The following is a 25717-nucleotide window of genomic DNA, read 5'->3' as shown; positions in this document are numbered from 1 at the left end:
TGGACATGTCCCTGGAGATCCTCCTCCGCCGCTTCCCCGTGACGGGTACGGCAGATTCAGTAGCTCCCGGCGAGGGCGGGCATCCCGTGCCCGTCACCCTCACCGGCCTGTTCGAGAAGGCGGCGGGGAGGATCCTCGTGGACGGCTTCCTGCGGTTCCACACCCCGGAGTCCGCGCACGCCTCGTACGAGGCGTGCGCCCGGATGATCGAGGGCATCGAGGGGCGTTACTACCCCTTCGCCTTCGACTGGTCGGGGCGGGAGTTCCTCTTCGACATCCGGGACCCGGAGTCCAAGCCGCGTTACGTGATCATGATCGATCCGGCCGAGGGCGAGTACTACACCACCGGCCTGACCATCGACGAGTTCTTCGAGGCGGCGGTCGACGAGGACGAGGACGCCCTCGCCTACCCCTCGTACGAGGAGTGGCGGGAGTCCGCCCCGGAGGCGGGGCCGCTCGGCTTCGACCGGGTCGTCGGCTACAAGGTGCCGCTCTCCCTGGGCGGCTCGGACGAGGTCGCGAACATGGAGGTCACCGACTTCCGGGTGTACTTCGAGCTGTGCACCCAGATCGCGCTCCAGATCCGCGACCTGCCCGAGGGCACCCCGATCGACGGCGCGACCATCGCGCGCCCCGAGCAAGGGGCCTGAGGGTCGTGTTCGGCAGCGCCTTGAACGAGCTGTTCGCTCCCGGTCGGCGTCACACCGAGGAGGAGCGCAGGCGTAAGGAGATCACCCTCGACGAGGCCGGCGACGCCGATCTCGGGCGGGGCCCGATCGACCTCGGCAGCGGAGTCGTCATGATCCGCGTTCCCGCGCCGCGGGACGGGGCCGAGTAGGGCGTGGACCGGGACAGGGGCCCGGCATCCTTCGGGATGCCGGGCCCCTGTCGCATGCCCGGGCACGGATCAGCCGGCCAGGCCACCGTGCTTGAGGGCGGCGACGAAGGGGGCCCAGGCGGTGCCGGCGAGGAGCAGGGCGGGCCCGTGGGGGTCCTTGGAGTCGCGCACGGGGACGCCCCCGGGGTGACCGTCGACCACTTCGACGCAGCTGTTCGATTCGGTGCCGCTGTAAGACGACTTCCGCCAGCCGCGCAGGACGGATGCGGTCGGAATGCCGAGCATCGAGACGGCCTCCTTTCGGGAGGACTTCAGGTGGTCAGGTAACCGCGCTTGAGGGACGAGATGAATGCGGACCAGGCGTGGTGCCGGAGGAGCAGAGCGGGGCCGTGGGGGTCCTTGGAGTCACGCACGGGAACGGCCCCGGGGCGACCGTCGATCACCTCGACGCAGCTGTCCCGCTCGGGGCTGCTGTAGGAGGACTTCCGCCAGCCGTGGAGTGCGGAAGCGTGCGGGATGCCGTGCTGGAACATGGATCAGTAGTCCTTACTCGCGGCCCTGAGGTGGGCGATTGACTCCTGCAGGGGCAGGGCGTCACTCAAGGCGAGAGCGAAGACTGCCTGCAGATGCGTGACCACGGAAGGGGAGTCGATGCACTTGCCCCATGCCGTGCCCTCTGAGTACGCCAAGGGTGGCTGGTCCTCGAACCACATCAGGATCAGCGTGCCCGACATAAGTTGGCAGGGAGGGCGCCCGAAGGGCAACACGTGCACGCGTACCCGACCGGTTTCCGCGAGGTCGGCCATGTGGTCGATCTGTTCCCGCATGACGTGTCCGCCTCCGACCGGGCGTCGCAGGATGCCCTCGTCCAGCACTACCCACAGGGCCGGGGTCGCTGGATCGGCGAGGACCTTCTTGCGTTCCATGCGTGTGACGAGGTTGGTGTCACGTTCTTCCTCGCTCCATGGCGGGAAGCGGCTGCTGAAGAGGGCTCGGGCGTAACTCTCCGTCTGCAGGAGCCCTGGAACGAAAGAGGAGGCGAACTCCCAGATCCTGGTGGCCTGGCGTTCCAGGGCCAGGACGGGCTTGAAGTACTCGTTGACGGGCACGTCCCCGTGCGGCAGGAAGCTGCTCAGTACGTCGCCGGTGCCCAGGGCCATGTCCAGCCGCCGCGCGTCCTCCTTCGACGGGACCCGACGGCCGCCTTCGATATGGGAAATGTGCGACCGCGTCATGATCGCGGCGTCCGCAAGTTGTTGTTGTGTGAGTCCCGCGGCCTCGCGTTGGGCCTTGAGCCAGTCGCCGTAGATGTTGCCCATCCCCAACTCCCGTGTGACAGGCGCGATGTCGCGCGCCATCCCCTGGCGAGCCTACTCCCGGAGCTCTCAGGCTGTGAGCGGATCGCTACTCAGCGGTGCCGGTGGGTGAGGGAGTCGTGTCATGGTGAGGGTCGTATGAGGTCGGGGTCCGGGGGCGAGGGGCGGCTGTTGCCGTGGGCCTCGGCGGAGGGCAAGCCCTGCTTCCTGTTCGGGGACGCGTCGGGGTACTTCGCCCGGGTCGCGGACGACGTGGAGCGGATGCAGTTGGAGATGGCGGACGAACTCCTCGCCCACGCCGACGACATACTGGCCGACTGCCGGGCCACCTCTGCGCAGTTGCACTACCTGGCGGCCCGGTTGGCGGAGGTCCTGCGGGACGTGCACCGGGTGGCGCGCAGCCGCGGGGCGCGGCTGCCCGTGCCCGTTCACGAGGGCGGTTGAGCCGGGTCCGTGAAGCGGAGGGCGAGCCACAGGTCGGTGCGGGTGTCGGGGTCGTCCAGGTCGCGGGCGAGCAGGGCCGCGCAGCGGGTGACGCGCTGGCGGACCGTGTTGCGGTGCACGCCGAGGGCGGCCGCCGTGCGGTCCCAACTGCCGTGGTGGGCGAGCCAGGCGCGCAGGGTGGTGCGCCGCTCGGGGGAGAGGGGGGCGAGCAGGGCCTCGGCCCGGATCCGCCCCTCCTCGGCCCCGATCAGTCCGGCGAAGCCGGTGTCCGCGTGGCGGGCGAGCGGGGCGCGGGCCGCCTCGGCGCGTTCCAGGGCGCGGGCGGCCTCGGCGTCGGCGGCGGCCAGCGCGTCGGGGGCGGCGGGCGTGCTGACGCCCAGCCGCCAGCCGGGCTGGGGGAGCGGGTCCCGATCGGTGAGGAGCCGTACGGCGGGGGCGCCGTCCGGATCCATCAGGACGGTGTCCAGCGCGGCGGCGAGGCCCGCCGGGTCGGCGCCGCCGCGGGCGTGGACGGCGTACCAGGGGCCGGGGCCCAGGGCGGCGGACGGGTCCCCGTCGAGGAGGAGCCGGGTCAGGGCGGCGGTCTCCGGTCCGGCGGTGCGGTCCGCGGTGAGGAGGGTGAGGAGGACCGCCGCGACGGAGGCCACGGTGTGGTCCCCGGGGGTGCGGGTGGGCGTGGCGGTGCCGAGGGCGGCCCGGCCGCCGCCGAGGCCGTGGGCGGCGAGGTGCCAGCCGTCGGACTGGTCGGTGGCGGTGGCGGGGCCGTCCGGGCGGCCGACCCGGGCGAGCAGGGCCTCCAGGGCGGGCAGGGCGTGCGGGGCGGCGGTCGTCGGGGGCGGGGAGCCCGCGGTGCGGCCGTCCGGGCGGAGGGTGACGTACCCGCCGAGGCTCGCGGCGAGCCGGGCGAGGACCGCCGGGACCGGTGTCGGGCGGGCCGCGGCGGCGGCCAGGGCCTGCTGGGCCTCCGTGACCCGGCGGAGCTCGCGGGTGCGGGCCCGGGCCATGAGCCGCCAGACGGCGCGGGCCACCGCGGTGAAGGGGGTGTGCGGCGGCACTTCCACGAGGGGCAGCCCGTGTCGGGCGCACGCCTCGGTCAGGCCGGGCGGCACCTCCTCGTGGACGGGGGCCAGGCCGAAGCCGAGGGCGGCGGTACCGGCGGCGACGAGGCGGGTGACGTAGGCGTCGTAGCCGGCTTCGGGGTCCTCGGTGGCGTCCGTGTCCGCGCCCGCGCCGGCGGTGAGGAGGAGTTCGCCGCCCAGGAGGTAGGGGGTGGGGTCGGGCATCTCGGAGGCGTGCACGCCCAGGACGCCGGGGGCGTCGGGGGCGGTGGGGGGCGTGAGGGGGCGGAGACCGAGGTCGCGGTCTGCGAGGAGGGTGGCCAGGGGGAGGCCGCTGCCGCGGCCCTCAGCGGGGGCTCCGGCCCCGTACCCCCGCGCCTCAAGCGCCGGCAGGGCTTGGTTTTCCGACTGTCCTCGTTCGACACCCCCGGACCTGGGCACTCCGGACATGGGCACTCCGTACACAAAGGGGCTTCCTGGTGGACGAAACCTACACCGCGCGGCCCCCCGCGCTCCGCTTACGCTCGGAGGACCGCACTGTCGGACCTTCAGAAGGGCACCCCCCATGAGCAGCGAGCAGACGCCCCGCGGCCCCGTCGACTCCTCCCGCATCCCCCGGTACGCGGGTCCGGCGACCTTCGCGCGTCTGCCGCGCCTGGACGAAGTCGGGTCGGCGGACGTGGCCGTCGTCGGCGTGCCCTTCGACTCCGGGGTGTCCTACCGGCCCGGCGCCCGCTTCGGCGGCAACGCCATCCGCGAGGCCTCCCGCCTGCTGCGCCCGTACAACCCGGCCCAGGACGCCTCGCCCTTCGCGCTGGCGCAGGTCGCCGACGCCGGTGACATCGCCGTGAACCCCTTCAACATCAACGAGGCCGTGGAGACGGTCGAGGCCGCCGCCGACGAGCTGCTCGGCAACGGCTCCCGCCTGATGACCCTCGGCGGCGACCACACCATCGCCCTGCCGCTGCTGCGCTCGGTCGCGAAGAAGCACGGCCCCGTGGCCCTGCTGCACTTCGACGCGCACCTCGACACCTGGGACACGTACTTCGGCGCCGAGTACACCCACGGCACGCCGTTCCGCCGGGCCGTGGAGGAGGGCATCCTCGACACGGAGGCGCTGTCCCACGTCGGTACCCGCGGCCCGCTCTACGGCAAGCAGGACCTCGACGACGACGCCAAGATGGGCTTCGGCATCGTCACCTCCGCCGACGTGTACCGCCGCGGCGCCGACGAGGTCGCCGACCAGCTGCGCCAGCGGATCGGCGACCGCCCGCTGTACATCTCCATCGACATCGACGTGCTCGACCCGGCCCACGCGCCCGGCACCGGCACCCCCGAGGCGGGCGGCATGACCTCCCGCGAGCTGCTGGAGATCATCCGCGGGCTGTCCTCCTGCAACCTCGTTTCCGCGGACGTGGTCGAGGTCGCCCCGGCGTACGATCACGCCGAGATCACCTCGGTCGCGGCCTCGCACACCGCGTACGAGCTCACCACGATCATGTCGCGGCAGATCGCGGCGGCGAAGGCGAACCCGAAGGGCTGACGAGAGCGTGACGCACGACCACGACCTGGTACTCCGTCCCACCGAGGCCCAGCGGGCCGCGGCCCTCGCGCCGCCGCCCGGCCGCACGGGCGGGGACCTGGTCGTGGAGACGCTCCGGGGGCTGGGCGCCACCACGGTGTTCGGCATCCCGGGTCAGCACGCCCTCGCCCTCTTCGACGCGGTCGGCCGCTCCGACCTCCGTCTCGTCGGGCTGCAGATCGAGAACAACGCGGGCTTCGCCGCCGACGGGTACGGGCGGATCACCGGCGAGGCGGCCCCGCTGCTGCTGTCCACCGGCCCCGGGGCGCTGACCTCGCTGGCGGCCCTCCAGGAGGCCGCCGCCGCCTCCGCGCCGGTCCTCGCGATCTCCTCGCAGGTCCCCGCCGCAGGGCTGGGCGGCGGGCGTCACGGGCACCTGCACGAGCTGCGCGACCAGGCCGCCTCCTTCCGCGGCGTGGTCAAGTCCGTGCACGAGGCCCGGACCGCCTCGCAGATCCCCTCCGTGATCGCCGCGGCCTGGGAATCGGCCCTCAGCGCCCCGCACGGGCCCGTCTACGTGGAGATCCCCGCCGACGTGCTCTCCGCGGAAACGGTCCTCCCGCAGGTCACCGCCGTGGACGCGAGCCCGCACGAGCTCGCCCCGCGCCCCGAGCTGACCGCGCTCGCCGCGCACTGGCTGGAGAACGCCTCCCGGCCCGTGATCGTCGCGGGCGGCGGCGTGGTCCGCGCCGACGCCGCCGGCAAGCTCCGGCAGCTCGCCGAACGGATCTCCGCGCCCGTGGTCACCACCTTCGGCGGCAAGGGCGCCTTCCCCTGGACCCACCCGCTGTCCCTCCAGTCCTGGCTGGAGGACCGCCACCTGACCGACTTCCTGGAGGACGCCGACGTCCTCCTCGTGGTCGGCTCCGGCCTCGGCGAGCTGTCCTCGAACTACCACACCCTCTTCCCGGCCGGACGCGTCATCCAGATCGAGGCCGACCTCGGGAAACTGGAGTCCAACCACCCCGCCCTCGGCATCCACGCCGACGCCCGCCTCGCCCTCCAGGCCCTCCTGGAGACCGTCGACGAACGCCAGGACCCGTACGCCCCGGCCCGGGTCCGCATGGTCCTCGACGAGATCGCCGCCCGCCTCGCCGGCCAGGACCTCACCCTGGAGCAGGAGCTCCTCGCCTCGATCCGCAGCGCCCTGCCGCCGCGCTCCCCGTCCTTCTGGGACATGACGGTCCTCGGCTACTGGGCCTGGTCCGCCTTCGACCCCCGCCACCCCAACACCATGCACTCCGCCCAGGGCGCCGGCGGCCTCGGCTACGCCTACCCGGCCGCCCTCGGCGCGGCCGTGGCCGAGCCGGGCACGCCCGTCCTCGCGGTGTCCGGCGACGGCGGGGCCATGTACGGCATCGCCGAACTGGCCACGGCCCGCCGGCACGACCTCGACGTCACCTGGCTGATCGTGGACGACGGCGGCTACGGCATCCTCCGCGAGTACATGACCGACGCCTACGGCCGCGCCACGGGCACCGAGCTGGACCGCCCGGACTTCACCGCCCTCGCCGCCGCCTTCGGCGTCCCCGCAGCGACCACCACCCCCGACACCCTGGCCGCCGACCTCAAGGACGCCCTCGCCGCCCCCGGCCCCTCCGTCCTGGTCCTGAACGCCACCCCGAAGATGTTCGCCCCCACCCACCTCTGAGCCTCACGGCAGCAGGGTGAACGCCTCGGTGTGTCCGGGGCGCACGGCCGAGAAGTGCCTGCGGTCCACGGTGGCGACCTCGGTCACACCCAGCCGTTCGGCGCACGCGATGACCGAGGCGTCCACCATGCCCAGCGGGAATCCGACGTACTTCGCGGTCAGTTCCGCGATCCGCAGCCAGTCGGTGGGGTGAACGGGTTCGACCGCGAACTGCCCCTCCGCGAGGTCCTGGGCGAATAACAGCTCTGCCCGGGCTCCGAGCCGTCGGCCCGCGAAGTACGCCACCTCCGAGATGACGAGGGTCGGCACGACCAGTGGTCCCGGGTGCGTGCGGAGCAGGCGCACCGCGCGCTTGTGCCACGCGTCGTCCTCGTCGAGCAGGGCGTACAGGGGCCCGGCGTCCACGACCAGACCGCTCACGCGGCCGACTCGCGGTCTTCCGTCGCCCGGGCTTCCTCCTCGGCCAGGATGTCGTGGCCGTCAGCGAGCCCGGCGAGCAACTCCTCCATGCGCTCGGAAATGTCCGAACGGCCGCTCCTGCCCGCTGCCGTGGATCGGAACGTGCGCCGGATCCCGCCGGGCGGGCTCTCGCCCGCGCCCGGCAGATGCGCCTCCAATGCCTCGCGCGTCCATTCCGACAGGGTCAGCCCGCGGCGGGCGGCCTCGTGGCGCACGCGCGCGTCGAGATCGTCGTCCACCTTGATGGTCGTCCGCTTCATGTATGCCAGCATACGATCCACCGGGCTCCCCGGACAGTCGCCCGATCGGGTGGGCGCGCGGCCCCGGCCCCGCCCCGCCGGCACCGGGCGACGAGCCACCGCCGGGCCCCCCGGACCGGCGGCGGCGGGGCCCGCCGACCTGCCCGAGTCGTTCCCGGTGGGACGTCCGTTTGTAACGGCGGGATGAAATCCGGGCGGGGCCGCGTTGGGTCTTCCGGCAGCTCGGGGCCGATGCCGGTCCCGCTGCGCTCTACGGACGAGACAACGGGGAGGCCCATCGTGGCGGCGGCAGAGAGGGCCGGGGACACCGGACGGAACGGCTGGGCCAGGAGACTGGCCCGCTACACCTGGCGGTACCGGCTCAACGTCCTGCTCGCCCTCGGGTCCTCCCTCTTCGGCATGGCCGTGATGGCCCTCGTCCCGCTGGTCACCAAGGTGATCATCGACGACGTCATCGGCGACCACTCCCGCCCCATGGGCGTCTGGGCCGGACTGCTCATCGGCGCCGCCGTCGCCGTGTACGTCCTCACCTACGTGCGCCGCTACTACGGCGGCCGCCTCGCCCTCGACGTGCAGCACGACCTGCGCACCGAGATGTACGCGGCCATCGCCCGGCTCGACGGCCGCCGCCAGGACGAGCTGTCCACCGGCCAGGTCATCGGCCGCGCCACCAGCGACCTCCAGCTGATCCAGGGCCTGCTCTTCATGCTGCCCATGACCATCGGCAACTTCCTGCTCTTCGGGATAAGCCTCGCGGTCATGCTCTGGCTCTCCCCGGCGCTCACCCTGGTCGCCCTCGCCATGGCCCCGGCCCTCTGGTTCATCTCCAAGCGCAGCCGCGTCAAGCTCTTCCCCGCCACCTGGTACGCCCAGGCCCAGGCCGCCTCCGTGGCCGGCGTCGTCGACGGGGCCGTCACCGGCGTCCGCGTCGTCAAGGGCTTCGGCCAGGAGGAGCAGGAGACCGGCAAGCTCCGCGACGCGGGCCGCCGGCTCTTCGCCGGACGCCTGCGCACCATCCGGCTCAACAGCCGTTACACCCCCGCCCTCCAGGCCGTGCCCGCCCTCGCCCAGGTGGCCATGCTGGCCCTCGGCGGCTGGATGGCCACCCGCGGCCAGGTCACCCTCGGCACCTTCGTGGCCTTCTCCACCTACCTGGCGCAGCTCGTCGGCCCCGTCCGCATGCTCGCCATGATCATCACGGTGGGGCAGCAGGCCCGCGCCGGCGCCGAACGCGTCCTGGAGCTCATCGACACCGAACCGGCCATCGAGGACGGCACCCTCGACCTGCCCGCCGACGCCCCCGCCACCGTCGAGTTCGACGACGTCTCCTTCGGCTACGCCCCCGGCCCCGACGCCGACCCGGAGACCGCCCCGCGCCCCGTCCTCGACGGCCTCAGCCTCCGCATCGCCCCCGGCGAGACCCTCGCCGTGGTCGGCGCCTCCGGCAGCGGCAAGTCCACCCTCTCCCTGCTGCTGCCCCGCTTCTACGACACCACCTCCGGCACCGTCCGGGTCGGCGGCCACGACGTCCGCGAGCTGACCCTGGACTCGCTGCGCGCCGCCATCGGTCTCGTCCCCGAGGACAGCTTCCTCTTCTCCGACACCATCCGCGCCAACATCGCCTACGGCCGCCCCGAGGCCACCGAGGAGCAGATCCGGGCCGCCACCCGCGCCGCCCGGGCCGAGGGCTTCGTCGAGGCCCTGCCCGCCGGCTACGACACCAAGGTCGGCGAGCACGGGCTGACCCTCTCCGGCGGCCAGCGCCAGCGGATCGCCCTGGCCCGCGCCATCCTCACCGACCCCCGCCTGCTCCTCCTCGACGACGCCACCTCCGCCGTGGACGCCCGCGTCGAGCACGAGATCCACGAGGCCCTGCGCACCGTCATGGCGGGCCGCACCACCCTGCTCATCGCGCACCGCCGCTCCACCCTGGCCCTGGCCGACCGGATCGCCGTCCTCGACCACGGCCGCCTCGCCGACCTCGGCACCCACGAGGAGCTGGAGCGCCGCTCCCCGCTGTACCGGCGGCTGCTCACCGACCCCGAGGCGCTGGGCGCGGGCTCCCCGCGGCAGCCCGAGGACCCCGCCGACGCGAAGGTCCTGGCCGGACTGGAGCGGGGCCTCGAAGACCTCGAAGAGCTGGAGGAGCTGGAGGCCGAGGCGGAGATCGACGCCGAGCCGGTCAACGCCAGGCGGCGGGTCGCGGACGGGGTCACCCCCGAGCTGTGGCGCCGCCGGGCCGAGTCCGCCGGGGCCGGATCCGCCGCGGGTGTCGGAGCGGGTGCCCCCGCCGCGGCGGCCGGCGCCCCGCACACCATGGCCGGGGCGGTGGGCGGCATGCCCGCCACCCCCGAGCTGCTGGCGAAGGTGGCGGCCCTGCCGCCCGCCCTGGACACCCCGGACGTGGACGAGGAGCGGGCCGCCGCCCCCGAGGACGGCTACGGGCTGCGCCGCCTGCTGCGCGGCTTCTGGGCCCCGCTGGGTATCAGCCTGGGGCTGGTCGCCGTGGACGCCGGCGCCGGACTGCTGCTGCCGGTGCTGATCCGGCACGGCATCGACGAGGGCGTGGAGCGGCTGGCCCTCGGCGCGGTGTGGGCGGCCTCCGCGCTGGCCCTGCTGGTGGTGCTGGGCCAGTGGGCGGCCCAGACCGCGGAGACCCGGATGACCGGGCGGACCGGCGAGCGGGTGCTGTACGCCCTCCGCGTCAAGATCTTCGCGCAGCTCCAGCGGCTGGGCCTGGACTACTACGAGCGGGAGCTGACCGGGCGGATCATGACCCGGATGACCACGGACGTGGACGCCCTCAGCACCTTCCTCCAGACGGGCCTGGTCACCGCGGTCGTCTCCGTGTTCACCTTCTTCGGGATCCTGGTGGCGCTGGTCGTCCTCGACGTGCAGCTGGCCCTGATCGTCTTCGCCACCCTGCCGGTGCTGGTGCTCGGCACCATCGTGTTCCGCCGCAAGTCGGTGGCCGCGTACGAGCTGGCCCGGGACCGGGTCTCGGTGGTCAACGCCGACCTCCAGGAGTCCGTGTCCGGGCTGCGGATCGTGCAGGCGTTCCGGCGCGAGGGGTCCGGGCTGGAGCGGTTCGCCGAGCGCAGCCACTCCTACCGCGAGGCCCGCGTCCGCGGCCAGTGGCTGATCTCGGTGTACTTCCCCTTCGTGCAGCTGCTGTCCTCGGTGGCCGCCGCGGCGGTGCTGATCGTGGGCGCCGGCCGGGTGGAGGCGGGCACCCTGACCACCGGCGCCCTGGTGGCGTACCTGCTCTACATCGACCTCTTCTTCGCCCCTGTGCAGCAGCTCTCCCAGGTCTTCGACGGCTACCAGCAGGCCACCGTCTCGCTGGGCCGGATGCAGGAGCTGCTGCGCGAGCCGACCTCCACCCCGGCGCCCGAGCGGCCCCGGGAGCCCGGACCGCTGCGCGGGGAGATCGCCTTCGAGGGGGTCGAGTTCCGCTACGGCACGGCCGAGGAGCGCGGCGAGAAGGCCCCGGCCCTGGCCGGGGTGGACCTGCGGATCCCGGCGGGCCAGACCGTCGCCTTCGTCGGCGAGACCGGCGCGGGCAAGTCCACGCTGGTCAAGCTGGTGGCCCGGTTCTACGACCCGACTGCCGGTCGGGTCACCGCCGACGGTACGGACCTGCGGGAGCTGGACCTCACCGGCTACCGGCACCGGCTCGGCGTGGTCCCCCAGGAGGCGTACCTCTTCCCCGGCACGGTCCGCGACGCCATCGCCTACGGCCGGCCCGGAGCGAGCGACGCCGAGGTGGAGGCGGCGGCCCGCGCGGTCGGCGCCCACGACATGATCGCCGAGCTGGAGGGCGGCTACCTGGCGCCGGTGGCCGAACGCGGCCGGAACCTCTCCGCCGGGCAGCGGCAGCTGATCGCCCTGGCCCGGGCCGAGCTGGTTGACCCGGACGTCCTGCTCCTCGACGAGGCCACCGCGGCCCTGGACCTGGCCACCGAGGCCCTGGTGAACCGGGCCACCGACCGGCTCGCGGGCAAGCGCACCACCCTGGTGGTGGCGCACCGGCTCACCACCGCCGCCCGTGCCGACCGGGTGGTCGTCATGGACCGCGGCCGGGTCGCCGAGGACGGCACCCACGAGGAGCTGCTCGCCCTGGACGGCATGTACGCCCGCCTGTGGCGCACCTTCACGGGCAGCCTCGACGAGGACGAGAAGGCGGCGGCCTGAACCGCCGCGGCAGCCGCACCGGGGCGCGGGGCGCGCGCCCCGGTGCCCCGGCGCGCCCGTGCAACCATTCCGCTTCCCGGCGCGTCGTAGAGGGGTACACACGGCGGAGGGGAACACGCATGTTCGAGGGGCGGGGGAGGAGGGCTGCCGCGGCGGCCCGGGTCCTCGGGGTGTTCGCGGTGGGCCTGGCCCTCTCGCTGGGGGCCCTGCCGGCGGGATCCGCGCAGGCCGCGTCGGGCTGCTCAGGGCGGCTGGTGAAGTCCCTGCCCTTCTCCACCGGGCAGGTCCGCGTCTACAAGACCCGCACCCACGCCTGTGCCGTGACCCTCCCCAAGAGGCCGGGGGTGCGCCAGCGGATGATGGTGAGCATCCAGCCCCGGGGCGGGGTGCCGGTCATCGACAGTGGCCGGTTCTCGAATATCGCCGGACCCGTCAGCGTGTACGCCCTCAGCCGCTGCGTGTACGTACGTGGCCAGGTCGGATCGGCTTCTATCGCTTCCGGTTGGATCCTTTGCTGAGATTGAACGATTCGGCTGACTGAGGCTCAATCCGGTCGGATGTGGTGGCCGAAGTTGGCCGGGTCTGTTCACCGGTGTACCGCCCCCGCTAGGTTTCACGGCGTTCGCAGTGAAATCCCAGGGGAGGGTGCATGCGCAAGGCGCTCAGATGGCTGCTGTCACTCGTGGTGCTGATCGGCACCGTCAGTGCGGCCGGCGTGACGGCCGGGGCGGCCACCGCCGCCGGGCCCGGCGACGGCCCGGACATCAAGGACCGGATCCTCGCGATTCCGGGGATGAGCCTCATCGAGGAGACGCCGTACCCCGGGTACCGCTTCTTCGTACTGAACTACCGGCAGCCGGTCGACCACCGGAAGCCCAAGGGAGCCACCTTCGACCAGCGGCTGACGCTGCTGCACAAGGACACCACGCGCCCCACCGTCTTCTTCACCTCCGGCTACAACGTCAACACCAGCCCGCGGCGCAGCGAGCCGACGACCATCGTCGACGGCAACCAGGTCTCCATGGAGTACCGCTTCTTCACCCCCTCGCGCCCGGCCCCGGCCGACTGGTCGAAGCTGGACATCTGGCAGGCCGCCAGCGACCAGCACCGCATCTTCACCGCCCTCAAGAAGATCTACGCCAAGAAGTGGATCGCCACGGGCGGCAGCAAGGGCGGCATGACGGCCACCTACTACGAGCGCTTCTACCCGCGTGACATGGACGGCGTCGTCGCGTACGTCGCCCCCAACGACGTCATCAACAAGGAGGACTCGGCCTACGACCGGTTCTTCGCGAAGGTCGGCACCAAGGAGTGCCGCGACCGCCTGAACTCCGTCCAGCGCGAGGCCCTGGTCCGCCGGGACGCCCTGGAGGCCAAGTACGCGGCCGCCGCCGCCGAGAACGGCTGGACCTTCACCACCATCGGCACCCTGGACAAGGCCTTCGAGGCCGTCGTCCTCGACTACGTGTGGGCCTTCTGGCAGTACAGCCTGCTCGCCGACTGCGGCGCGATCCCCACCGCGGCCACCGCCACGGACCAGGAGATCTGGGACAGCATCGACGGCATCTCCGGCTTCTCCGCCTACACCGACCAGGGCCTGGAGACGTACACCCCGTACTACTACCAGGCGGGCACCCAGCTCGGCTCCCCGGACATCAAGCTCCCGCACCTCAAGGGCCTGACCCGGTACGGCTACCAGCCCCCGCGGAACTTCGTCCCGGCCGCCATCCCCATGAAGTTCCAGCCGAACGTCATGCGCGACGTGGACCTGTGGGTCCGCAACAACGCCGAGCGCATGCTGTTCGTGTACGGGCAGAACGACCCGTGGGGTGCCGAGCCCTTCCACCTCGGCTACGGCTCCCGAGACAGCTACGTGCTGACCGCCCCCGGCGCCAACCACGGCGCCCGGGTGTCCCAGCTCGTGGAGTCCGAGAAGGCCCTCGCCACCGCGAAGATCCTCAAGTGGGCCGGGGTCGCCCCCACCGCCGTCCTGAACGGCAAGGCCAAGGCCGCCCCGCTCGCCAAGGCCGACGCCAAGCTCGACCGGCGCGACCTGGAGCGCGAACCCCAGCTGCGTCCGTGACGGCCCCCGGCGGGCGGGGGTGACGCCCCCGCCCGCCGGACCGACAGGAGACCGGCACCGCGCCGGTACCGCGCCGGCACGACGCCGGTAGGACACCGCCACGAGAACGGCCCCCGGAACCCGTCGCACGGGTCCCGGGGGCCGCTCCCTTTCCCGCCTGCCCCCCGCGCACTGCCCACCCCGCGCGGACCGGCGGCACCGGTCGGCGCTACCGGCGCAGCCCGTGTCCCCGGGGGAAGCGCTCCGACACCGGCACCGGCAGCCGCCCCGAGGAGGGCGAACGGCCCGCCAGGACCCCGGCCGCGGCCCGCACCTCCACATCCGTCCACCCGTAGCTCACCAGGGCCGCCGCGGGCTCCGGCAGCCGCGCCGCGTCATAGGGGTTGCGCACCGCCAGCGTCACCACCGGCACCCCCGCCCCCAGCAGCCCCCGCACCAACGCGTGCTGGGGCCCCGGAGCCTCGGGCACGTTGTACGTCAGCACCACCACCACGTCCGCCGCCCGGGCCGCCGCCACCGCCCCCGCCACCGCAGCCGCGTCCGGGGCGAGCCCCGTGGGCAGGGCCGTCGCCGTGAAGCCAAGGGTCGTCAACTCCCGCGCCAGCACCCCCGTCGGGGGCCCCGTGGTCCCGCTGGGCGACACCGGATCGGCCCCCGTCACCAGCAGCCGCGGCGCCCGCCGCGGGTCCAGCGGCAGCAGTCCGCCCGGATCGGACAGCACCGTGGTCGTCGCGGCCGCGATCCGGTCCGCCGCCGCCAGGTGCGCCGCCCCGCCCACCACGGCCGCCGACCGGCCGCCGTCCCCGGCGAAGGGCTCCGTGAACAGCCCCCGCCGCGCCTTCAGCTCCAGGATCCGCAGGACCGATTCCTCGATCCGCGCCTCCGACAGCTCCCCGTCCCGGACCGCCGCCAGCACCGTCCGGATCGCCGACCGCAGGTCCGGCGGGTTCAACAGCTGGTCACAGCCCGCCTTCAGGGCCAACACCGGCACCCGGTCGTCGGGGTAGCGCTGCCGGACCCCCGCCATGTCCAGGGCGTCCGTCACCACCACCCCGTCGAAGCCCAGCCGCTCCCGCAGCAACCCCGTCACCACCGGCCGCGACAGGGTGGCCGGATCCCCGGAGGGGTCCAGCGCCGGGAACACGATGTGCGCCGTCATCACCGCGTCCACCCCGGCCGCCACCGCCGCCCGGAACGGCGGCTCGTCCAGCTCCTCCCACTCCGCCCGGCTGTGCCGCATCACCGGCAGCCCCACGTGGCTGTCCACGGCCGTGTCCCCGTGCCCCGGGAAGTGCTTGGCGGTCGCCGCGATCCCCGCCTCCTGGAGGCCCCGCACCTGCGCCGCCACCAGCCCGGCCACCGCCGCCGGCTCCGAGCCGAACGACCGCACCCCGATCACCGGGTTCTCCGGGTTCACGTTCACGTCCGCCACCGGCGCGTAGTCCTGCCGCAGCCCCAGCGCCGCCAGCTCGGTACCCGCGATCCGCGCCGCGTGCCGGGCCAGTACGGGCGAGCCGGCCGCGCCCAGCGCCATCGCCCCCGGCAGCAGGGTCGCGGGACGCCCGATCCGGGCCACCGCCCCGTGCTCCTGGTCCACCGACAGCAGCACCGGCACCGGCACCGGGGCCGCCAGTGCCGCCCGCTGGATCCCGTCCGACAGCTCCGCGACCTGCCGCGGGTCCCGGGTGTTGTGCGCCCAGGAGAAGTACACGATCCCGCCCACGTGGTACGCCGCCACCAGCTCGGCGGCACTGTCCACGCCGAACTGCCGCCGGTTCTCCGCCGCGTCCGCAGGATCGGGGTCCGTCGCCGAGTGCCCGTACACCCGGGTCACGAACAACTGGCCCACCTTCTCGGCCAGGGACATCCGGTCGACGAGCCGCCGCAACCGGCCCACGGCCCCGGCGGGGCGGACGGAACCGCCGGCGGCGGCCGCGGAGGCACCCGCGACCGGGAGGGCGGCCAGGGCGGCCGCGGCGAGCAGGGTCCGGCGGGAGGCGTGGTACGGCATCCGCGCACGCTACTTCCGGCGCCCCGCCCCACCCGGACGGACACCCGCCGGGTCCCCCCAAGGAGCTACGCCCGACGGCCGGGTGCGCCGCGCGCCGCGCCCGGGCCGGAGCGCGGGGCGTGCTCAGTCCGGGTGGCCCGGCGGCGGCCAGTGGGCGCGCAGGGACCGGACCGTCTCGGTGATGGCGGGACGACGCGCCGCCCCGGTCCGCCACAGGGCGTACAACCGCCGCACGGGTGCCGGTTCGAGACGGACCGGCACCACCCCCGGCGGCAGCGCCCCGGTGCCCAGCCGGGGCAGCACGGCCACCCCCAGGCCCGCCGCGACCAGCGCCACCTGGGTGTGGTTCTCCTCCGCCATGTGCGCGATGTCGGGCTCCAGCCCCTCCGCGCGCAGGGTCCGCACCAGCCAGTCGTGGCAGACCCGGCCCGGGGGCTGGCAGATCCACCGCTGCCCGCCCAACTCGGAGCGCCCCAAAGCCTCCCGACCCGCGAACGGGTGCCCCTCGGGCACCAGCAGGTCGCACCGGTCCTCGCCGATCAGCGCCTGATCGATCCCCTCCGGGGCGGGCAGCGGGGCGATGTCCCAGTCGTGCGCCACCGCCAGATCGGTGACCCCGCGGGCCACCAGGTCCACCGACAGGTGCGGGTCCACCTCCGTCAGGCGGACGTCCAGGGCCGGATGACGCTCCGCCAGGGCGGCCAGCACCCCCGGCAGCAGCCCGCGGGCCGCGGAGGCGAACGCGGCCACCGTCAGCAGCCCGCCGGGCTGCCCGCGCCGCTCCTCCAGGGTGGTCTCCGCCCGCTCCACGATGGCCAACAGCTCCCGCGCGGTGTCCGCGAGGTGGCGGGCCTCGTCGGTCAGGGCCACGCCCCGACCGCGCCGCTCCAGCAGCACCGTCCGGGTCTCCCGCTCCAGCTTGGTGATCTGCTGGGAGACGGCGGAGGGCGTGTAACCGAGCGCGGCGGCCGCGGCCGCCACCGAACCGTGGACGGCCACCGCGTGCAGGGCCCGCATCCGGGCGAGGTCGAGCATGAGGGAATCGTAAGCGCTGCTACATCCTTACCGGTAGGAATCGGAGCTGGTGCTGTAGGGTTCGCGGGCCGATGCTCGATCCATGCGTCCCGTACACACCGCGCTCGCCGTGCTCGTCGCCGCCCTCTGGGGCGTGAACTTCGTGGTCATCGAGATCGGCCTCGGCCACTTCCCGCCCCTGCTGCTGTCCGCCCTGCGCTTCCTGGCCGCGGCCCTGCCCGCGGTGTTCCTGGTGGGCCCGCCCAAGGTGGCCTGGAAGTGGATCGTCAGCGTCGGACTGGCCCTGGGTGTCGCCAAGTTCGGCCTGCTCTTCACGGGCATGGCGGCCGGCATGCCCGCCGGGCTGTCCTCCCTGGTGCTCCAGGTCCAGGCCGTCTTCACGGCCCTGTTCGCGGCGCTCGCGCTGGGGGAGCGGCCGGGCCGGATCAGGGCCGCCGGCATGGCGGTGGCGCTGGGCGGCATCGTGTCGGCGGCGGTGGACACCGGCGCCTCCGGCCCGCTGCCCGCCTTCGCGCTCGTCGTCGCGGCGGCCGCCTGCTGGGGCGTCTCCAACGTCCTCACCCGGAAGGCCGCCCCGCCGGACGCCCTCAACTTCATGGTGTGGGTCTGCACCGTCCCGGTGCTCCCGCTGGCCGCCCTCTCCCTGCTCCTGGAGGGCCCCGAGCGGGACCTGGCGGCCCTGCGCGGCCTGGACTGGACGGGCCTGGGCGTGATCGCCTACGTGGCCTGGATCTCGACCGTCCTCGGCTTCGGCGCCTGGGGCTACCTCCTCCGCCGCTACCCCGCCTCCGCGGTGGCCCCCTTCTCCCTCCTGGTCCCGGCCTTCGGCATGTCCTCGGCCGCCCTCTTCCTGAACGAACCGATCAGCCCCCTCCGCTGGACCGCCGCCCTCCTCCTGGTGGCCGGCGTGGCCCTCACGTCCCTGGGCCCGACGAAGCCCAGCCCGGCGAGGGCCACCCGAACGACGGTCGAACCAAGCCCCGCCGGCGTTTGAGGCGCGGGGGGTCCGGGGGCGGAGCCCCCGAAAGCCCTACGGCTTCTTGCCCCCGCCCCCCAGGATCTGCCCGAGCAGATCCCCGAGCCCACCGGCCCCGGCCCCGCCACCGGCCGCCGCCGAAGCCGCACCCCCGGCACCCCCGCCCTTCTGGGCGGCCCGCTTCGCGAACACCGCCAGCAGCACCGGGATCAGCAGCTCGATGACCCGGCTGACGGTCGCCGCCGGAATGCCGGTCTTCTTCGACACGGCGGCCGCCACCGGCTTGCTCGCCTTCGCCAGCACGCCCGCCATGAGCCCGCCGCCCAACAGCCCGCCGCCCAGCGTGGCCACGCCCTGCAGGGGCGGTTCGGCCACCTCGGCGAGGGCGTCGCGGACCTCGGCCCCGTCGTCGTCATCGGCGTCGGCCTTCTCCGCGAGCCCGCCGCTCAGCGCCCCCACCGTGGTCTGGACGGTGTCGCGGGCGCCCGCGGCGTCGGTGCCGAGCAGTCCGGCGATCTCGGTGAGGCGGTCCTCGCCGAGTTCCGCGAGGACCTCGTTCTCCAGGGAGTCATCGCTCATGGCGAAAACGCTACGTCCGTCCGGTTCGCCCGGCACCTTGGGTCAAGACATGGCAAAGCCGTGATCGCCGTGCAACCGTACGCAACCGTCGTGGGTCGTATGGGGTGTCGGTGCTCGACGGGGGGATCCGGGATCCGGGGGGAATCCGGGGGGGTCGGAAAGCACCGACGAGGGGGGACGACGAGGGGGTTCACGGCCGAGGCCGCGGACCCCCTCGATGCGTCCCGCCCCGAACTCCCCGCCGTCCGCCCGCCGCCCGCCCCTCCCGTCCGGATTTCCACAGGCCCCGCCGGGCTGTCCGCGCCCACCGGTACGGTCGTGCCATGTCGAACATGGCGGTGGTCGAGGGGGTACTGGAGCGGATCACCTACGCCAACGAGGAGAACGGCTACACCGTGGCCCGGGTGGACACCGGCCGCGGCGGCGGGGACCTCCTCACGGTCGTGGGGGCGCTGCTCGGTGCCCAGCCGGGGGAGTCCCTGCGCATGGAGGGCCGCTGGGGCTCCCATCCGCAGTACGGGCGGCAGTTCACCGTGGAGAACTACTCCACCCTGCTGCCCGCCACCGTCCAGGGCATCCGCCGGTACCTCGGCTCCGGCCTCATCAAGGGCATCGGCCCGCGCATCGCGGACCGGATCACCGAGCACTTCGGCGTGGACACCCTGGAGGTCATCGAGAAGGAGCCGAAGCGGCTCATCGAGGTCCCCGGCCTCGGCCCCAAGCGGACCCGCATGATCGGCGCCGCCTGGGAGGAGCAGAAGGCGATCAAGGAGGTCATGGTCTTCCTCCAGGGCGTCGGGGTCTCCACCTCCATCGCGGTGCGCATCTACAAGAAGTACGGCGACGCCTCCATCTCGGTGGTCCGCAACCAGCCCTACCGCCTCGCCGCCGACGTGTGGGGCATCGGCTTCCTGACGGCCGACCGGATCGCCCAGGCCGTCGGCATCCCGCACGACAGCCCCGACCGGGTCCGCGCCGGCCTCCAGTACGCCCTCTCCCAGTCCTCCGACCAGGGCCACTGCTTCCTCCCCGAGGAACGGCTCATCGCGGACGGGGTGAAGCTGCTCCAGGTCGACACCGGCCTGGTCATCGAGTGCCTGGCCGCGCTCGCCGCGGACCCGGAGGGCGTGGTCCGCGAGCAGGTGCCGGCGGCGGACGGCGGCCCGCCCGTCACCGCCGTCTACCTGGTGCCCTTCCACCGGGCCGAGCTGTCCCTCACCGGTCAGCTGCGCCGCCTCCTCGGGGCCGAGGAGGACCGGCTGGCCGGGTTCTCGGGGGTGGACTGGGAGAAGGCCCTGGGCTGGCTGGCCCGGAAGACCGGCGCCGACCTGGCCCCCGAGCAGCGGGAGGCGGTCAAGCTGGCGCTCACGCGCAAGGTGGCCGTGCTCACCGGCGGGCCCGGCTGCGGCAAGTCGTTCACCGTCCGCTCCATCGTGGAGCTGGCGCGGGCCCGCAAGGCGAAGGTGGTGCTGGCGGCGCCCACCGGACGGGCCGCGAAGCGGCTCTCCGAGCTGACCGGTGCCGAGGCGTCCACCGTGCACCGGCTGCTGGAGCTCAAGCCCGGCGGGGACGCCGCCTACGACCGGGACCGCCCGCTGGACGCGGACCTGGTCGTGGTGGACGAGGCGTCCATGCTCGACCTGCTCCTCGCCAACAAGCTCGTCAAGGCGGTGGCCCCGGGGGCGCACCTGCTGCTCGTGGGGGACGTGGACCAGCTGCCGTCGGTGGGCGCCGGGGAGGTGCTGCGGGACCTGCTCTCCGAGGGGTCCCCGGTGCCGGCGGTCCGGCTCACCCGGATCTTCCGTCAGGCCCAGCAGTCCGGGGTGGTCACCAACGCCCACCGGATCAACTCCGGTCTCCCGCCGGTCACCGACGGCCTTCCGGACTTCTTCCTGTTCGCCGAGGAGGACACCGAGGAGGCCGGGCGGCTGGCGGTGGACGTGGCCGCCCGTCGAATTCCGGCCAAGTTCGGACTGGACCCGCGGCGGGACGTGCAGGTCCTGGCCCCGATGCACCGCGGCCCGGCCGGCGCCGGACACCTCAACGGCCTGCTCCAGCAGGCCATCACCCCCGGCCGCCCCGATCTGGCCGAGAAGCGGTTCGGCGGTCGGGTCTTCCGGGTGGGTGACAAGGTCACCCAGATCCGGAACAACTACGACAAGGGGGCCAACGGCGTGTTCAACGGCACCGTGGGCGTCGTGACCTCGCTGGATCCCGTGGACCAGAAGCTCACCGTCCGTACCGACGAGGACGAGGAGATCGGCTACGACTTCGACGAACTCGACGAACTGGCCCACGCGTACGCGGTCACCATCCACCGCTCCCAGGGCAGCGAGTACCCCGCGGTGGTGATCCCCGTCACCACGAGCGCCTGGATGATGCTCCAGCGCAACCTGCTCTACACGGCCGTGACGCGCGCGAAGAAACTGGTCGTGCTGGTCGGTTCCCGCAAAGCCCTGGCCCAAGCCGTGCGTACCGTTTCCGCAGGCAGGAGGTACACGGCGGTGGCCCCTAGGCTGTCCGGTCGCATACCGGTGGGAAACATCACCTAGGGTTTCCCCTTCCGGCCCGGAGGGGGCAGGATGTGCAGGTTGGCGGCACTCAGTGCCGCCGAGAGGCCCAAAGTCCGACCCCGAGTGCACTCTCCTGCGCCAAATGGGGGAAGGTAGAGGCAGTCAGGGCACCTCGAAGAAGAGGCACTACGTCGGTGAGGGATGACGTGAGCGACAACTCTGTAGTACTCCGGTACGCGGACGGTGAATACACCTACCCGGTGGTCGAGAGCACCGTCGGTGACAAGGGCTTCGACATCGCGAAGCTGCGGGCCAACACCGGCCTGGTCACCCTGGACAGCGGTTACGGCAACACCGCCGCGTACAAGTCCGCGATCACCTACCTGGACGGCGAGCAGGGCATCCTGCGCTACCGCGGGTACCCGATCGAGCAGCTCGCCGAGCGCTCGTCCTTCATCGAGGTCGCGTACCTGCTGATCAACGGCGAGCTGCCGACCGTCGACGAGCTCGCCGCGTTCCGCAACGACATCACCCAGCACACGCTGCTGCACGAGGACGTCAAGCGGTTCTACGACGGCTTCCCGCGCGACGCCCACCCGATGGCCATGCTGTCCTCGGTCGTCAGCGCGCTGTCCACCTTCTACCAGGACAGCCACAACCCGTTCGACGAGACGCAGCGCAACCTCTCGACGATCCGTCTGCTGGCCAAGCTGCCGACGATCGCCGCGTACGCGTACAAGAAGTCGGTCGGCCACCCGGTGGTCTACCCGCGCAACGACCTCGGCTACGTCGAGAACTTCCTCCGCATGACCTTCGCGGTCCCGGCGCAGGAGTACGAGCTGGACCCGGTCGTGGTCTCGGCCCTCGACAAGCTGCTCATCCTGCACGCGGACCACGAGCAGAACTGCTCCACCTCCACGGTCCGCCTGGTCGGCTCCTCGCAGGCGAATATGTTCGCCTCGATCTCCGCCGGCATCTCCGCCCTGTGGGGCCCGCTGCACGGCGGCGCCAACCAGTCCGTCCTGGAGATGCTGGAAGGCATCCAGGCCAACGGCGGCGACGTGGACTCCTTCATCCGCAAGGTGAAGAACAAGGAGGACGGCGTCCGCCTGATGGGCTTCGGCCACCGCGTCTACAAGAGCTTCGACCCCCGGGCGAAGATCATCAAGGCGGCCGCCCACGACGTCCTCTCGGCCCTCGGCAAGTCCGACGAGCTGCTGGACATCGCGCTGAAGCTGGAGGAGCACGCGCTCTCCGACGACTACTTCGTCCAGCGCAACCTCTACCCCAACGTGGACTTCTACACGGGCCTCATCTACCGCGCGATGGGCTTCCCGACCGAGATGTTCACCGTGCTCTTCGCGCTCGGCCGGCTCCCCGGCTGGATCGCCCAGTGGCACGAGATGATCAAGGAGCCGGGTTCCCGCATCGGTCGCCCGCGCCAGATCTACACCGGCGAGGTCCTGCGCGACTTCGTCCCCGTCGAGGCCCGCTGACCCGAGCCCCGGCTCCCGGGTCGCCGCTCCGGCGGCGGCCCGCCGCAGCGAAAAGCGCCCCGCCGCCGATCCCCCCACGGGTCGACGGACGGGGCGCTTCCCTGTTCCCCGGTACGGATTCCCCCCACGGGACCCGAGCCGGGTGTCGGCGTGGAGCCCTCCCGGGCTCCGCTGGGTCGTCTGCCGGGACGCGTACGCGCGGGGAGGGCCGCTCAAAGCTCTCCGCGCCCGGCACGTGCCCCGGCCGCCGGTGCCGCCGGACAGCCCTCCCCAGGGCGTTCCGGCGAACGTCCCCCAAGACGTTCCTGGCACCGCCTCATTAGACTCGCCCGCCCCCCGGATGGTTACGCACTCTTCCGTGTGATCTGTGTCTCTCGTGAAGGAAGGGTGGCGGAAATGCGGAGGCCGCCCCCCGTGGGAGGCGGCCTCGAAGGCGCTCAGCCGGGCTTTCACCGGTTCCCGGTCAGCGGAACCTGCGCAACCGGAGGCTGTTGCTCACCACGAACACCGAAGAGAAGGCCATGGCCGCTCCGGCGATCATCGGATTGAGCAGTCCGGCGGCGGCCAGCGGCAGGGCGGCCACGTTGTAGCCGAAGGCCCAGAAGAGGTTCCCCTTGATGGTGGAGAGGGTGCGCCGGGAGAGCCGGATCGCGTCCGCCGCCACCCGCAGGTCCCCGCGGACCAGGGTGAGGTCCCCGGCCTCGATGGCCGCGTCGGTGCCGGTGCCCATGGCCAGGCCGAGGTCGGCCCGGGCGAGGGCGGCCGCGTCGTTGACTCCGTCGCCGACCATGGCGACCGTACGGCCCTCGGCCTGGAGTCGTTCCACCACGGCCACCTTGTCCTGGGGCAGCACCTCGGCGATGACCTCGTCGATGCCGACCTCGCGGGCCACGGTCTCCGCGACGGCCCGGTTGTCGCCGGTGAGCAGCACCGGGGTCAGTCCCAGTCCGCGCAGCAGGGCCACGGCTTCGGCGCTGGTCTCCTTGACGGCGTCCGAGACGGTCAGGACTCCGCGGGCGGTGCCGTCCCAGGCCACGGTGACCGCGGTCCGGCCGGCGGCCTCGGCGGCCTCCCGGGCCTCGGCGAGGGCCGCGGGCAGCTCGATCCCGCGGTCCGCGAGCAGGCGTTCCCGGCCCACCAGGACCTCGTGTCCGTCCACGACCCCGGCGACCCCGAGCCCGGCCAGGTTCTCGAAGTGCTCGGGCACCGGCAGGGACCCGGCGCGTTCGGCGGCGCCGGCGGCCACGGCGCGGGCCACGGGGTGCTCGGAGGCGTGCTCCAGGGAGCCCGCCAGGCGCAGCAGTTCCCGCTCGGTGACGCCCTCGGCGGGGTGCACGCCGTCCAGGGTCATCCGGCCGGTGGTGACGGTGCCGGTCTTGTCGAGGACCACGGTGTCCACCCGGCGGGTGGACTCCAGGACCTCGGGGCCCTTGATCAGGATGCCGAGCTGGGCGCCGCGGCCGGTGCCGACCATGAGGGCGGTCGGGGTGGCGAGGCCGAGGGCGCAGGGGCAGGCGATGATCAGGACGGCCACGGCGGCGGTGAAGGCGGCGGTGGGGTCGTCGGTGGCGAGCAGCCAGCCCACCCAGGTGCCGAGCGCGATCAGCAGGACCACGGGCACGAACACCCCGGAGATCCGGTCGGCGAGCCGCTGCACCTCGGCCTTGCCGTTCTGGGCGTCCTCGACGAGCTTCGCCATCCGGGCCAGCTGGGTGTCGGCGCCGACCCGGGTGGCCTCGACCACCAGGCGGCCGGATGTGTTGACGGTGGCGCCGGTGACGGCGTCGCCGACGGTCACGTCCACGGGCACGGATTCACCGGTCAGCATGGAGGCGTCCACGGCGGAGCCGCCCTCGGTGACGGTGCCGTCGGTGGCGATCTTCTCGCCGGGCCGGACGAGGAAGCGGTCGCCGACGGCGAGCCGGGACACCGGGATCCGGCGCTCGGTGCCGCCGCCCAGCACGGTGACCTCCTTGGCCCCCAGGTGCAGCAGGGCCTTCAGGGCGGCCCCGGCCTTCCGCTTGGAGCGGGCTTCGAGGTAGCGGCCGAGCAGGATGAAGGTGACGACCCCGGCGGCGACCTCCAGGTAGAGGGCGGAGGAGCCGTCGGTGCGGGAGACCGACAGGTCGAAGCCGTGCCGCATGCCGGGCATCCCGGCGTGGCCGAAGAACAGGGCCCACAGGGACCAGCCGAAGGCGGCCAGGGTGCCCACGGAGACCAGGGTGTCCATGGTGGCCGCGCCGTGTCGGGCGTTGGTCCACGCGGCCCGGTGGAAAGGCCGCGCGCCCCAGACCACCACGGGGGCGGCCAGGGTCAGCGAGAGCCACTGCCAGTTGTCGAACTGGAGGGCCGGGACCATCGAGAGCAGGATGACCGGCACGGAGAGCAGGGCCGAGACCCGCAGGCGCTGCCGCAGGGCGTCGAGGGCGGGGTCGGCCTCCTCGGCCGGGTCCGCGGCCGGGCCGCCGGCCTCCGCGTCCACCGTCTCCGGTTCCGGGGCGGGCGGCGGGGGTTCCTCGGCGGTGTAGCCGGTCTTCACCACGGTGGCGATGAGGTCGGCGACTCCGGTGCCCTCCGGGTAGGCGACCTTGGCCTTCTCGGTGGCGTAGTTCACCGTCGCGGTGACGCCGGGCATCCGGTTGAGCTTCTTCTCGATGCGGGCGGCGCAGGAGGCGCAGGTCATCCCGCCGATGCTCAGCTCCACCTCGGAGAGGGGGGCCGTCGTCGCGGGTTCTTCGTGCACGGTGCTGCTGCTCATGTCCGGGCTCCAGGGGGAGGGCCGGGCCGTGCGGGAACCGGTATCAGCCGGCCGGCACGGTCCGGCGGGAAACGCGCGTGCGCGGGTTGCGCGGGAGGGTCAGGCGCCGGCGAGCTCGTAGCCCGCCTCGTCCACGGCCGCGCGGACCGCCTCGGTGTCGAGCGGGGAGGTGGAGATGACGGTGACCTCGCCGGTGGCGGCGACGGCCTTCACGGAGGTGACGCCCGGCAGGGCGGACAGCTCGGCGGTGACCGCGCCCTCGCAGTGCCCGCAGGTCATGCCGGAGACCTGGTACACGGCGGTGACGGTGCCCACCTGCAGCTCGGTGCTGCCGCCCTGGCAGCCACCGCCGCCGCAGCAGGAGGTGGCGGGCTGCTGGGTGTCGGTCTCGGCGCTCATGTCGTTCTCCTCATCGGGGGCGTACGGAGTGAGTCGGCGGGGGTGGGTGGATGGTTCCACCGTCC

At 73.4% G+C, this 25717-nt stretch carries 22 protein-coding genes; 11 read left to right on the top strand and 11 right to left on the bottom strand.

The features are described from left to right. Positions 1-5: 5 nt before the first annotated feature. Positions 6-650, top strand: coding sequence for a T6SS immunity protein Tdi1 domain-containing protein (locus ABTZ17_RS01160; protein ID WP_352193406.1), 645 nt, complete (start codon positions 6-8; stop codon positions 648-650). A 5-nt stretch (positions 651-655) separates the two neighbouring features. After that, a complete protein-coding gene (locus ABTZ17_RS01155) occupies positions 656-838 on the top strand; it encodes a DUF6191 domain-containing protein (protein ID WP_352193405.1) in 183 nt (60 codons plus the stop codon). Positions 839-907: 69 nt separating this feature from the next. On the opposite strand, the gene ABTZ17_RS01150 is transcribed toward ABTZ17_RS01155, so the two are convergent. From ABTZ17_RS01150 to ABTZ17_RS01140, 3 genes are read right to left on the bottom strand one after another with little or no spacing between them, the layout of a single operon-like run. Further along, positions 908-1123: a DUF397 domain-containing protein gene (locus ABTZ17_RS01150; protein ID WP_352193404.1), complete on the bottom strand. Its 216-nt coding sequence runs from the start codon at positions 1121-1123 to the stop codon at positions 908-910. A 26-nt stretch (positions 1124-1149) separates the two neighbouring features. Continuing rightward, entirely contained in the window at positions 1150-1371 is a 222-nt protein-coding gene (locus ABTZ17_RS01145) for a DUF397 domain-containing protein (RefSeq protein ID WP_352193403.1), read from the bottom strand. A gap of 3 nt (positions 1372-1374) precedes the next feature. Next, complete coding sequence (locus ABTZ17_RS01140; RefSeq protein ID WP_352193425.1) at positions 1375-2157, bottom strand: helix-turn-helix domain-containing protein; 783 nt, start codon at positions 2155-2157, stop codon at positions 1375-1377. A gap of 135 nt (positions 2158-2292) precedes the next feature. Here ABTZ17_RS01140 and ABTZ17_RS01135 point away from each other — a divergent pair, with 135 nt between their 5' ends. Further along, on the top strand, positions 2293-2598 hold the full coding sequence (locus ABTZ17_RS01135) for a hypothetical protein (protein WP_352193402.1): 306 nt from the start codon (positions 2293-2295) through the stop codon (positions 2596-2598). On the opposite strand, the gene ABTZ17_RS01130 is transcribed toward ABTZ17_RS01135, so the two are convergent. Beyond that, positions 2583-4106: a helix-turn-helix domain-containing protein gene (locus ABTZ17_RS01130; RefSeq protein WP_352193401.1), complete on the bottom strand. Its 1524-nt coding sequence runs from the start codon at positions 4104-4106 to the stop codon at positions 2583-2585. The genes ABTZ17_RS01135 and ABTZ17_RS01130 overlap by 16 nt on opposite strands. A 115-nt stretch (positions 4107-4221) precedes the next feature. On the opposite strand from ABTZ17_RS01130, the gene speB reads away from it, so the two are divergent. Both speB and ABTZ17_RS01120 read left to right on the top strand, forming a co-directional pair. Continuing rightward, positions 4222-5199 carry an agmatinase gene (gene speB, locus ABTZ17_RS01125; RefSeq protein ID WP_352193400.1) on the top strand — a complete coding sequence of 326 codons (978 nt, stop codon included), beginning with the start codon at positions 4222-4224 and terminating at the stop codon, positions 5197-5199. Positions 5200-5206: 7 nt separating this feature from the next. Beyond that, on the top strand, positions 5207-6889 hold the full coding sequence (locus tag ABTZ17_RS01120) for a thiamine pyrophosphate-binding protein (protein WP_352193399.1): 1683 nt from the start codon (positions 5207-5209) through the stop codon (positions 6887-6889). A gap of 3 nt (positions 6890-6892) precedes the next feature. Here the strand turns inward: ABTZ17_RS01120 and ABTZ17_RS01115 are convergent, their stop codons facing one another. After that, complete coding sequence (locus ABTZ17_RS01115) at positions 6893-7309, bottom strand: type II toxin-antitoxin system VapC family toxin (protein ID WP_352193398.1); 417 nt, start codon at positions 7307-7309, stop codon at positions 6893-6895. After that, a complete protein-coding gene (locus tag ABTZ17_RS01110) occupies positions 7306-7608 on the bottom strand; it encodes a ribbon-helix-helix domain-containing protein (protein ID WP_352193397.1) in 303 nt (100 codons plus the stop codon). The genes ABTZ17_RS01115 and ABTZ17_RS01110 overlap by 4 nt, the downstream gene beginning before the upstream one ends. 231 nt (positions 7609-7839) lie before the next feature. On the opposite strand from ABTZ17_RS01110, the gene ABTZ17_RS01105 reads away from it, so the two are divergent. From ABTZ17_RS01105 to ABTZ17_RS01095, 3 genes are all read left to right on the top strand, one after another. Next, positions 7840-11802, top strand: coding sequence for an ABC transporter ATP-binding protein (locus tag ABTZ17_RS01105; protein WP_502994570.1), 3963 nt, complete (start codon positions 7840-7842; stop codon positions 11800-11802). 119 nt (positions 11803-11921) lie between these two features. Beyond that, on the top strand, positions 11922-12320 hold the full coding sequence (locus ABTZ17_RS01100; protein ID WP_352193395.1) for a hypothetical protein: 399 nt from the start codon (positions 11922-11924) through the stop codon (positions 12318-12320). A gap of 131 nt (positions 12321-12451) precedes the next feature. After that, the gene (locus ABTZ17_RS01095) at positions 12452-13885 is read left to right on the top strand and encodes a S28 family serine protease (RefSeq protein ID WP_352193394.1); all 1434 of its coding nucleotides are present in this window, start codon (positions 12452-12454) and stop codon (positions 13883-13885) included. Between the two features lie 208 nt (positions 13886-14093). On the opposite strand, the gene ABTZ17_RS01090 is transcribed toward ABTZ17_RS01095, so the two are convergent. Further along, positions 14094-15896, bottom strand: a complete 1803-nt coding sequence (locus tag ABTZ17_RS01090) for a glycoside hydrolase family 3 protein (protein WP_352193393.1) — start codon at positions 15894-15896, stop codon at positions 14094-14096. Between the two features lie 123 nt (positions 15897-16019). Further along, positions 16020-16931 (bottom strand): LysR family transcriptional regulator, encoded by a 912-nt coding sequence (locus ABTZ17_RS01085; protein WP_352193392.1) that lies wholly within the window; start codon positions 16929-16931, stop codon positions 16020-16022. 82 nt (positions 16932-17013) lie between these two features. Here ABTZ17_RS01085 and ABTZ17_RS01080 point away from each other — a divergent pair, with 82 nt between their 5' ends. After that, positions 17014-17925, top strand: a complete 912-nt coding sequence (locus ABTZ17_RS01080; protein ID WP_352193391.1) for an EamA family transporter — start codon at positions 17014-17016, stop codon at positions 17923-17925. Positions 17926-17961: 36 nt separating this feature from the next. Here the strand turns inward: ABTZ17_RS01080 and ABTZ17_RS01075 are convergent, their stop codons facing one another. After that, positions 17962-18486: a DUF937 domain-containing protein gene (locus ABTZ17_RS01075; RefSeq protein WP_352193390.1), complete on the bottom strand. Its 525-nt coding sequence runs from the start codon at positions 18484-18486 to the stop codon at positions 17962-17964. A 323-nt stretch (positions 18487-18809) separates the two neighbouring features. Here ABTZ17_RS01075 and recD2 point away from each other — a divergent pair, with 323 nt between their 5' ends. Next, on the top strand, positions 18810-21038 hold the full coding sequence (gene recD2 / locus ABTZ17_RS01070) for an SF1B family DNA helicase RecD2 (RefSeq protein WP_352193389.1): 2229 nt from the start codon (positions 18810-18812) through the stop codon (positions 21036-21038). A 167-nt stretch (positions 21039-21205) separates the two neighbouring features. Continuing rightward, a complete protein-coding gene (locus ABTZ17_RS01065; RefSeq protein ID WP_352193388.1) occupies positions 21206-22495 on the top strand; it encodes a citrate synthase in 1290 nt (429 codons plus the stop codon). A 463-nt stretch (positions 22496-22958) separates the two neighbouring features. Here the strand turns inward: ABTZ17_RS01065 and ABTZ17_RS01060 are convergent, their stop codons facing one another. Together ABTZ17_RS01060 and ABTZ17_RS01055 are read right to left on the bottom strand one after the other, a co-directional pair. Further along, positions 22959-25253 (bottom strand): heavy metal translocating P-type ATPase, encoded by a 2295-nt coding sequence (locus tag ABTZ17_RS01060; protein ID WP_352193387.1) that lies wholly within the window; start codon positions 25251-25253, stop codon positions 22959-22961. A gap of 99 nt (positions 25254-25352) precedes the next feature. Then, positions 25353-25652 (bottom strand): heavy-metal-associated domain-containing protein, encoded by a 300-nt coding sequence (locus ABTZ17_RS01055; protein WP_352193386.1) that lies wholly within the window; start codon positions 25650-25652, stop codon positions 25353-25355. Positions 25653-25717 lie beyond the last annotated feature (65 nt).

The sequence above is a fragment of the Streptomyces sp. NPDC097619 genome (assembly GCF_040302735.1).
Taxonomy (GTDB): domain Bacteria; phylum Actinomycetota; class Actinomycetes; order Streptomycetales; family Streptomycetaceae; genus Streptomyces.
Note: the sequence above shows the minus strand (reverse complement) of the source record. Positions and strands in the feature narration are given on the sequence as shown.

Excerpts from the sequence above, each read along its gene's own strand:
- ABTZ17_RS01105 (WP_502994570.1), top strand. The coding sequence starts at position 7,840 with ATGCCGGTCCCGCTGCGCTCTACGGACGAGACAACGGGGAGGCCCATC.
- ABTZ17_RS01100 (WP_352193395.1), top strand. The coding sequence starts at position 11,922 with ATGTTCGAGGGGCGGGGGAGGAGGGCTGCCGCGGCGGCCCGGGTCCTC.
- ABTZ17_RS01085 (WP_352193392.1), bottom strand. The coding sequence starts at position 16,931 with ATGCTCGACCTCGCCCGGATGCGGGCCCTGCACGCGGTGGCCGTCCAC.
- ABTZ17_RS01110 (WP_352193397.1), bottom strand. The coding sequence starts at position 7,608 with ATGAAGCGGACGACCATCAAGGTGGACGACGATCTCGACGCGCGCGTG.
- ABTZ17_RS01090 (WP_352193393.1), bottom strand. The coding sequence starts at position 15,896 with ATGCCGTACCACGCCTCCCGCCGGACCCTGCTCGCCGCGGCCGCCCTG.
- ABTZ17_RS01130 (WP_352193401.1), bottom strand. The coding sequence starts at position 4,106 with ATGTCCGGAGTGCCCAGGTCCGGGGGTGTCGAACGAGGACAGTCGGAA.
- ABTZ17_RS01160 (WP_352193406.1), top strand. The coding sequence starts at position 6 with ATGTCCCTGGAGATCCTCCTCCGCCGCTTCCCCGTGACGGGTACGGCA.
- ABTZ17_RS01150 (WP_352193404.1), bottom strand. The coding sequence starts at position 1,123 with ATGCTCGGCATTCCGACCGCATCCGTCCTGCGCGGCTGGCGGAAGTCG.
- ABTZ17_RS01055 (WP_352193386.1), bottom strand. The coding sequence starts at position 25,652 with ATGAGCGCCGAGACCGACACCCAGCAGCCCGCCACCTCCTGCTGCGGC.
- ABTZ17_RS01140 (WP_352193425.1), bottom strand. The coding sequence starts at position 2,157 with ATGGGCAACATCTACGGCGACTGGCTCAAGGCCCAACGCGAGGCCGCG.
- ABTZ17_RS01095 (WP_352193394.1), top strand. The coding sequence starts at position 12,452 with ATGCGCAAGGCGCTCAGATGGCTGCTGTCACTCGTGGTGCTGATCGGC.
- ABTZ17_RS01075 (WP_352193390.1), bottom strand. The coding sequence starts at position 18,486 with ATGAGCGATGACTCCCTGGAGAACGAGGTCCTCGCGGAACTCGGCGAG.
- ABTZ17_RS01080 (WP_352193391.1), top strand. The coding sequence starts at position 17,014 with ATGCGTCCCGTACACACCGCGCTCGCCGTGCTCGTCGCCGCCCTCTGG.
- ABTZ17_RS01135 (WP_352193402.1), top strand. The coding sequence starts at position 2,293 with ATGAGGTCGGGGTCCGGGGGCGAGGGGCGGCTGTTGCCGTGGGCCTCG.
- ABTZ17_RS01145 (WP_352193403.1), bottom strand. The coding sequence starts at position 1,371 with ATGTTCCAGCACGGCATCCCGCACGCTTCCGCACTCCACGGCTGGCGG.
- recD2 (WP_352193389.1), top strand. The coding sequence starts at position 18,810 with ATGTCGAACATGGCGGTGGTCGAGGGGGTACTGGAGCGGATCACCTAC.
- speB (WP_352193400.1), top strand. The coding sequence starts at position 4,222 with ATGAGCAGCGAGCAGACGCCCCGCGGCCCCGTCGACTCCTCCCGCATC.
- ABTZ17_RS01060 (WP_352193387.1), bottom strand. The coding sequence starts at position 25,253 with ATGAGCAGCAGCACCGTGCACGAAGAACCCGCGACGACGGCCCCCCTC.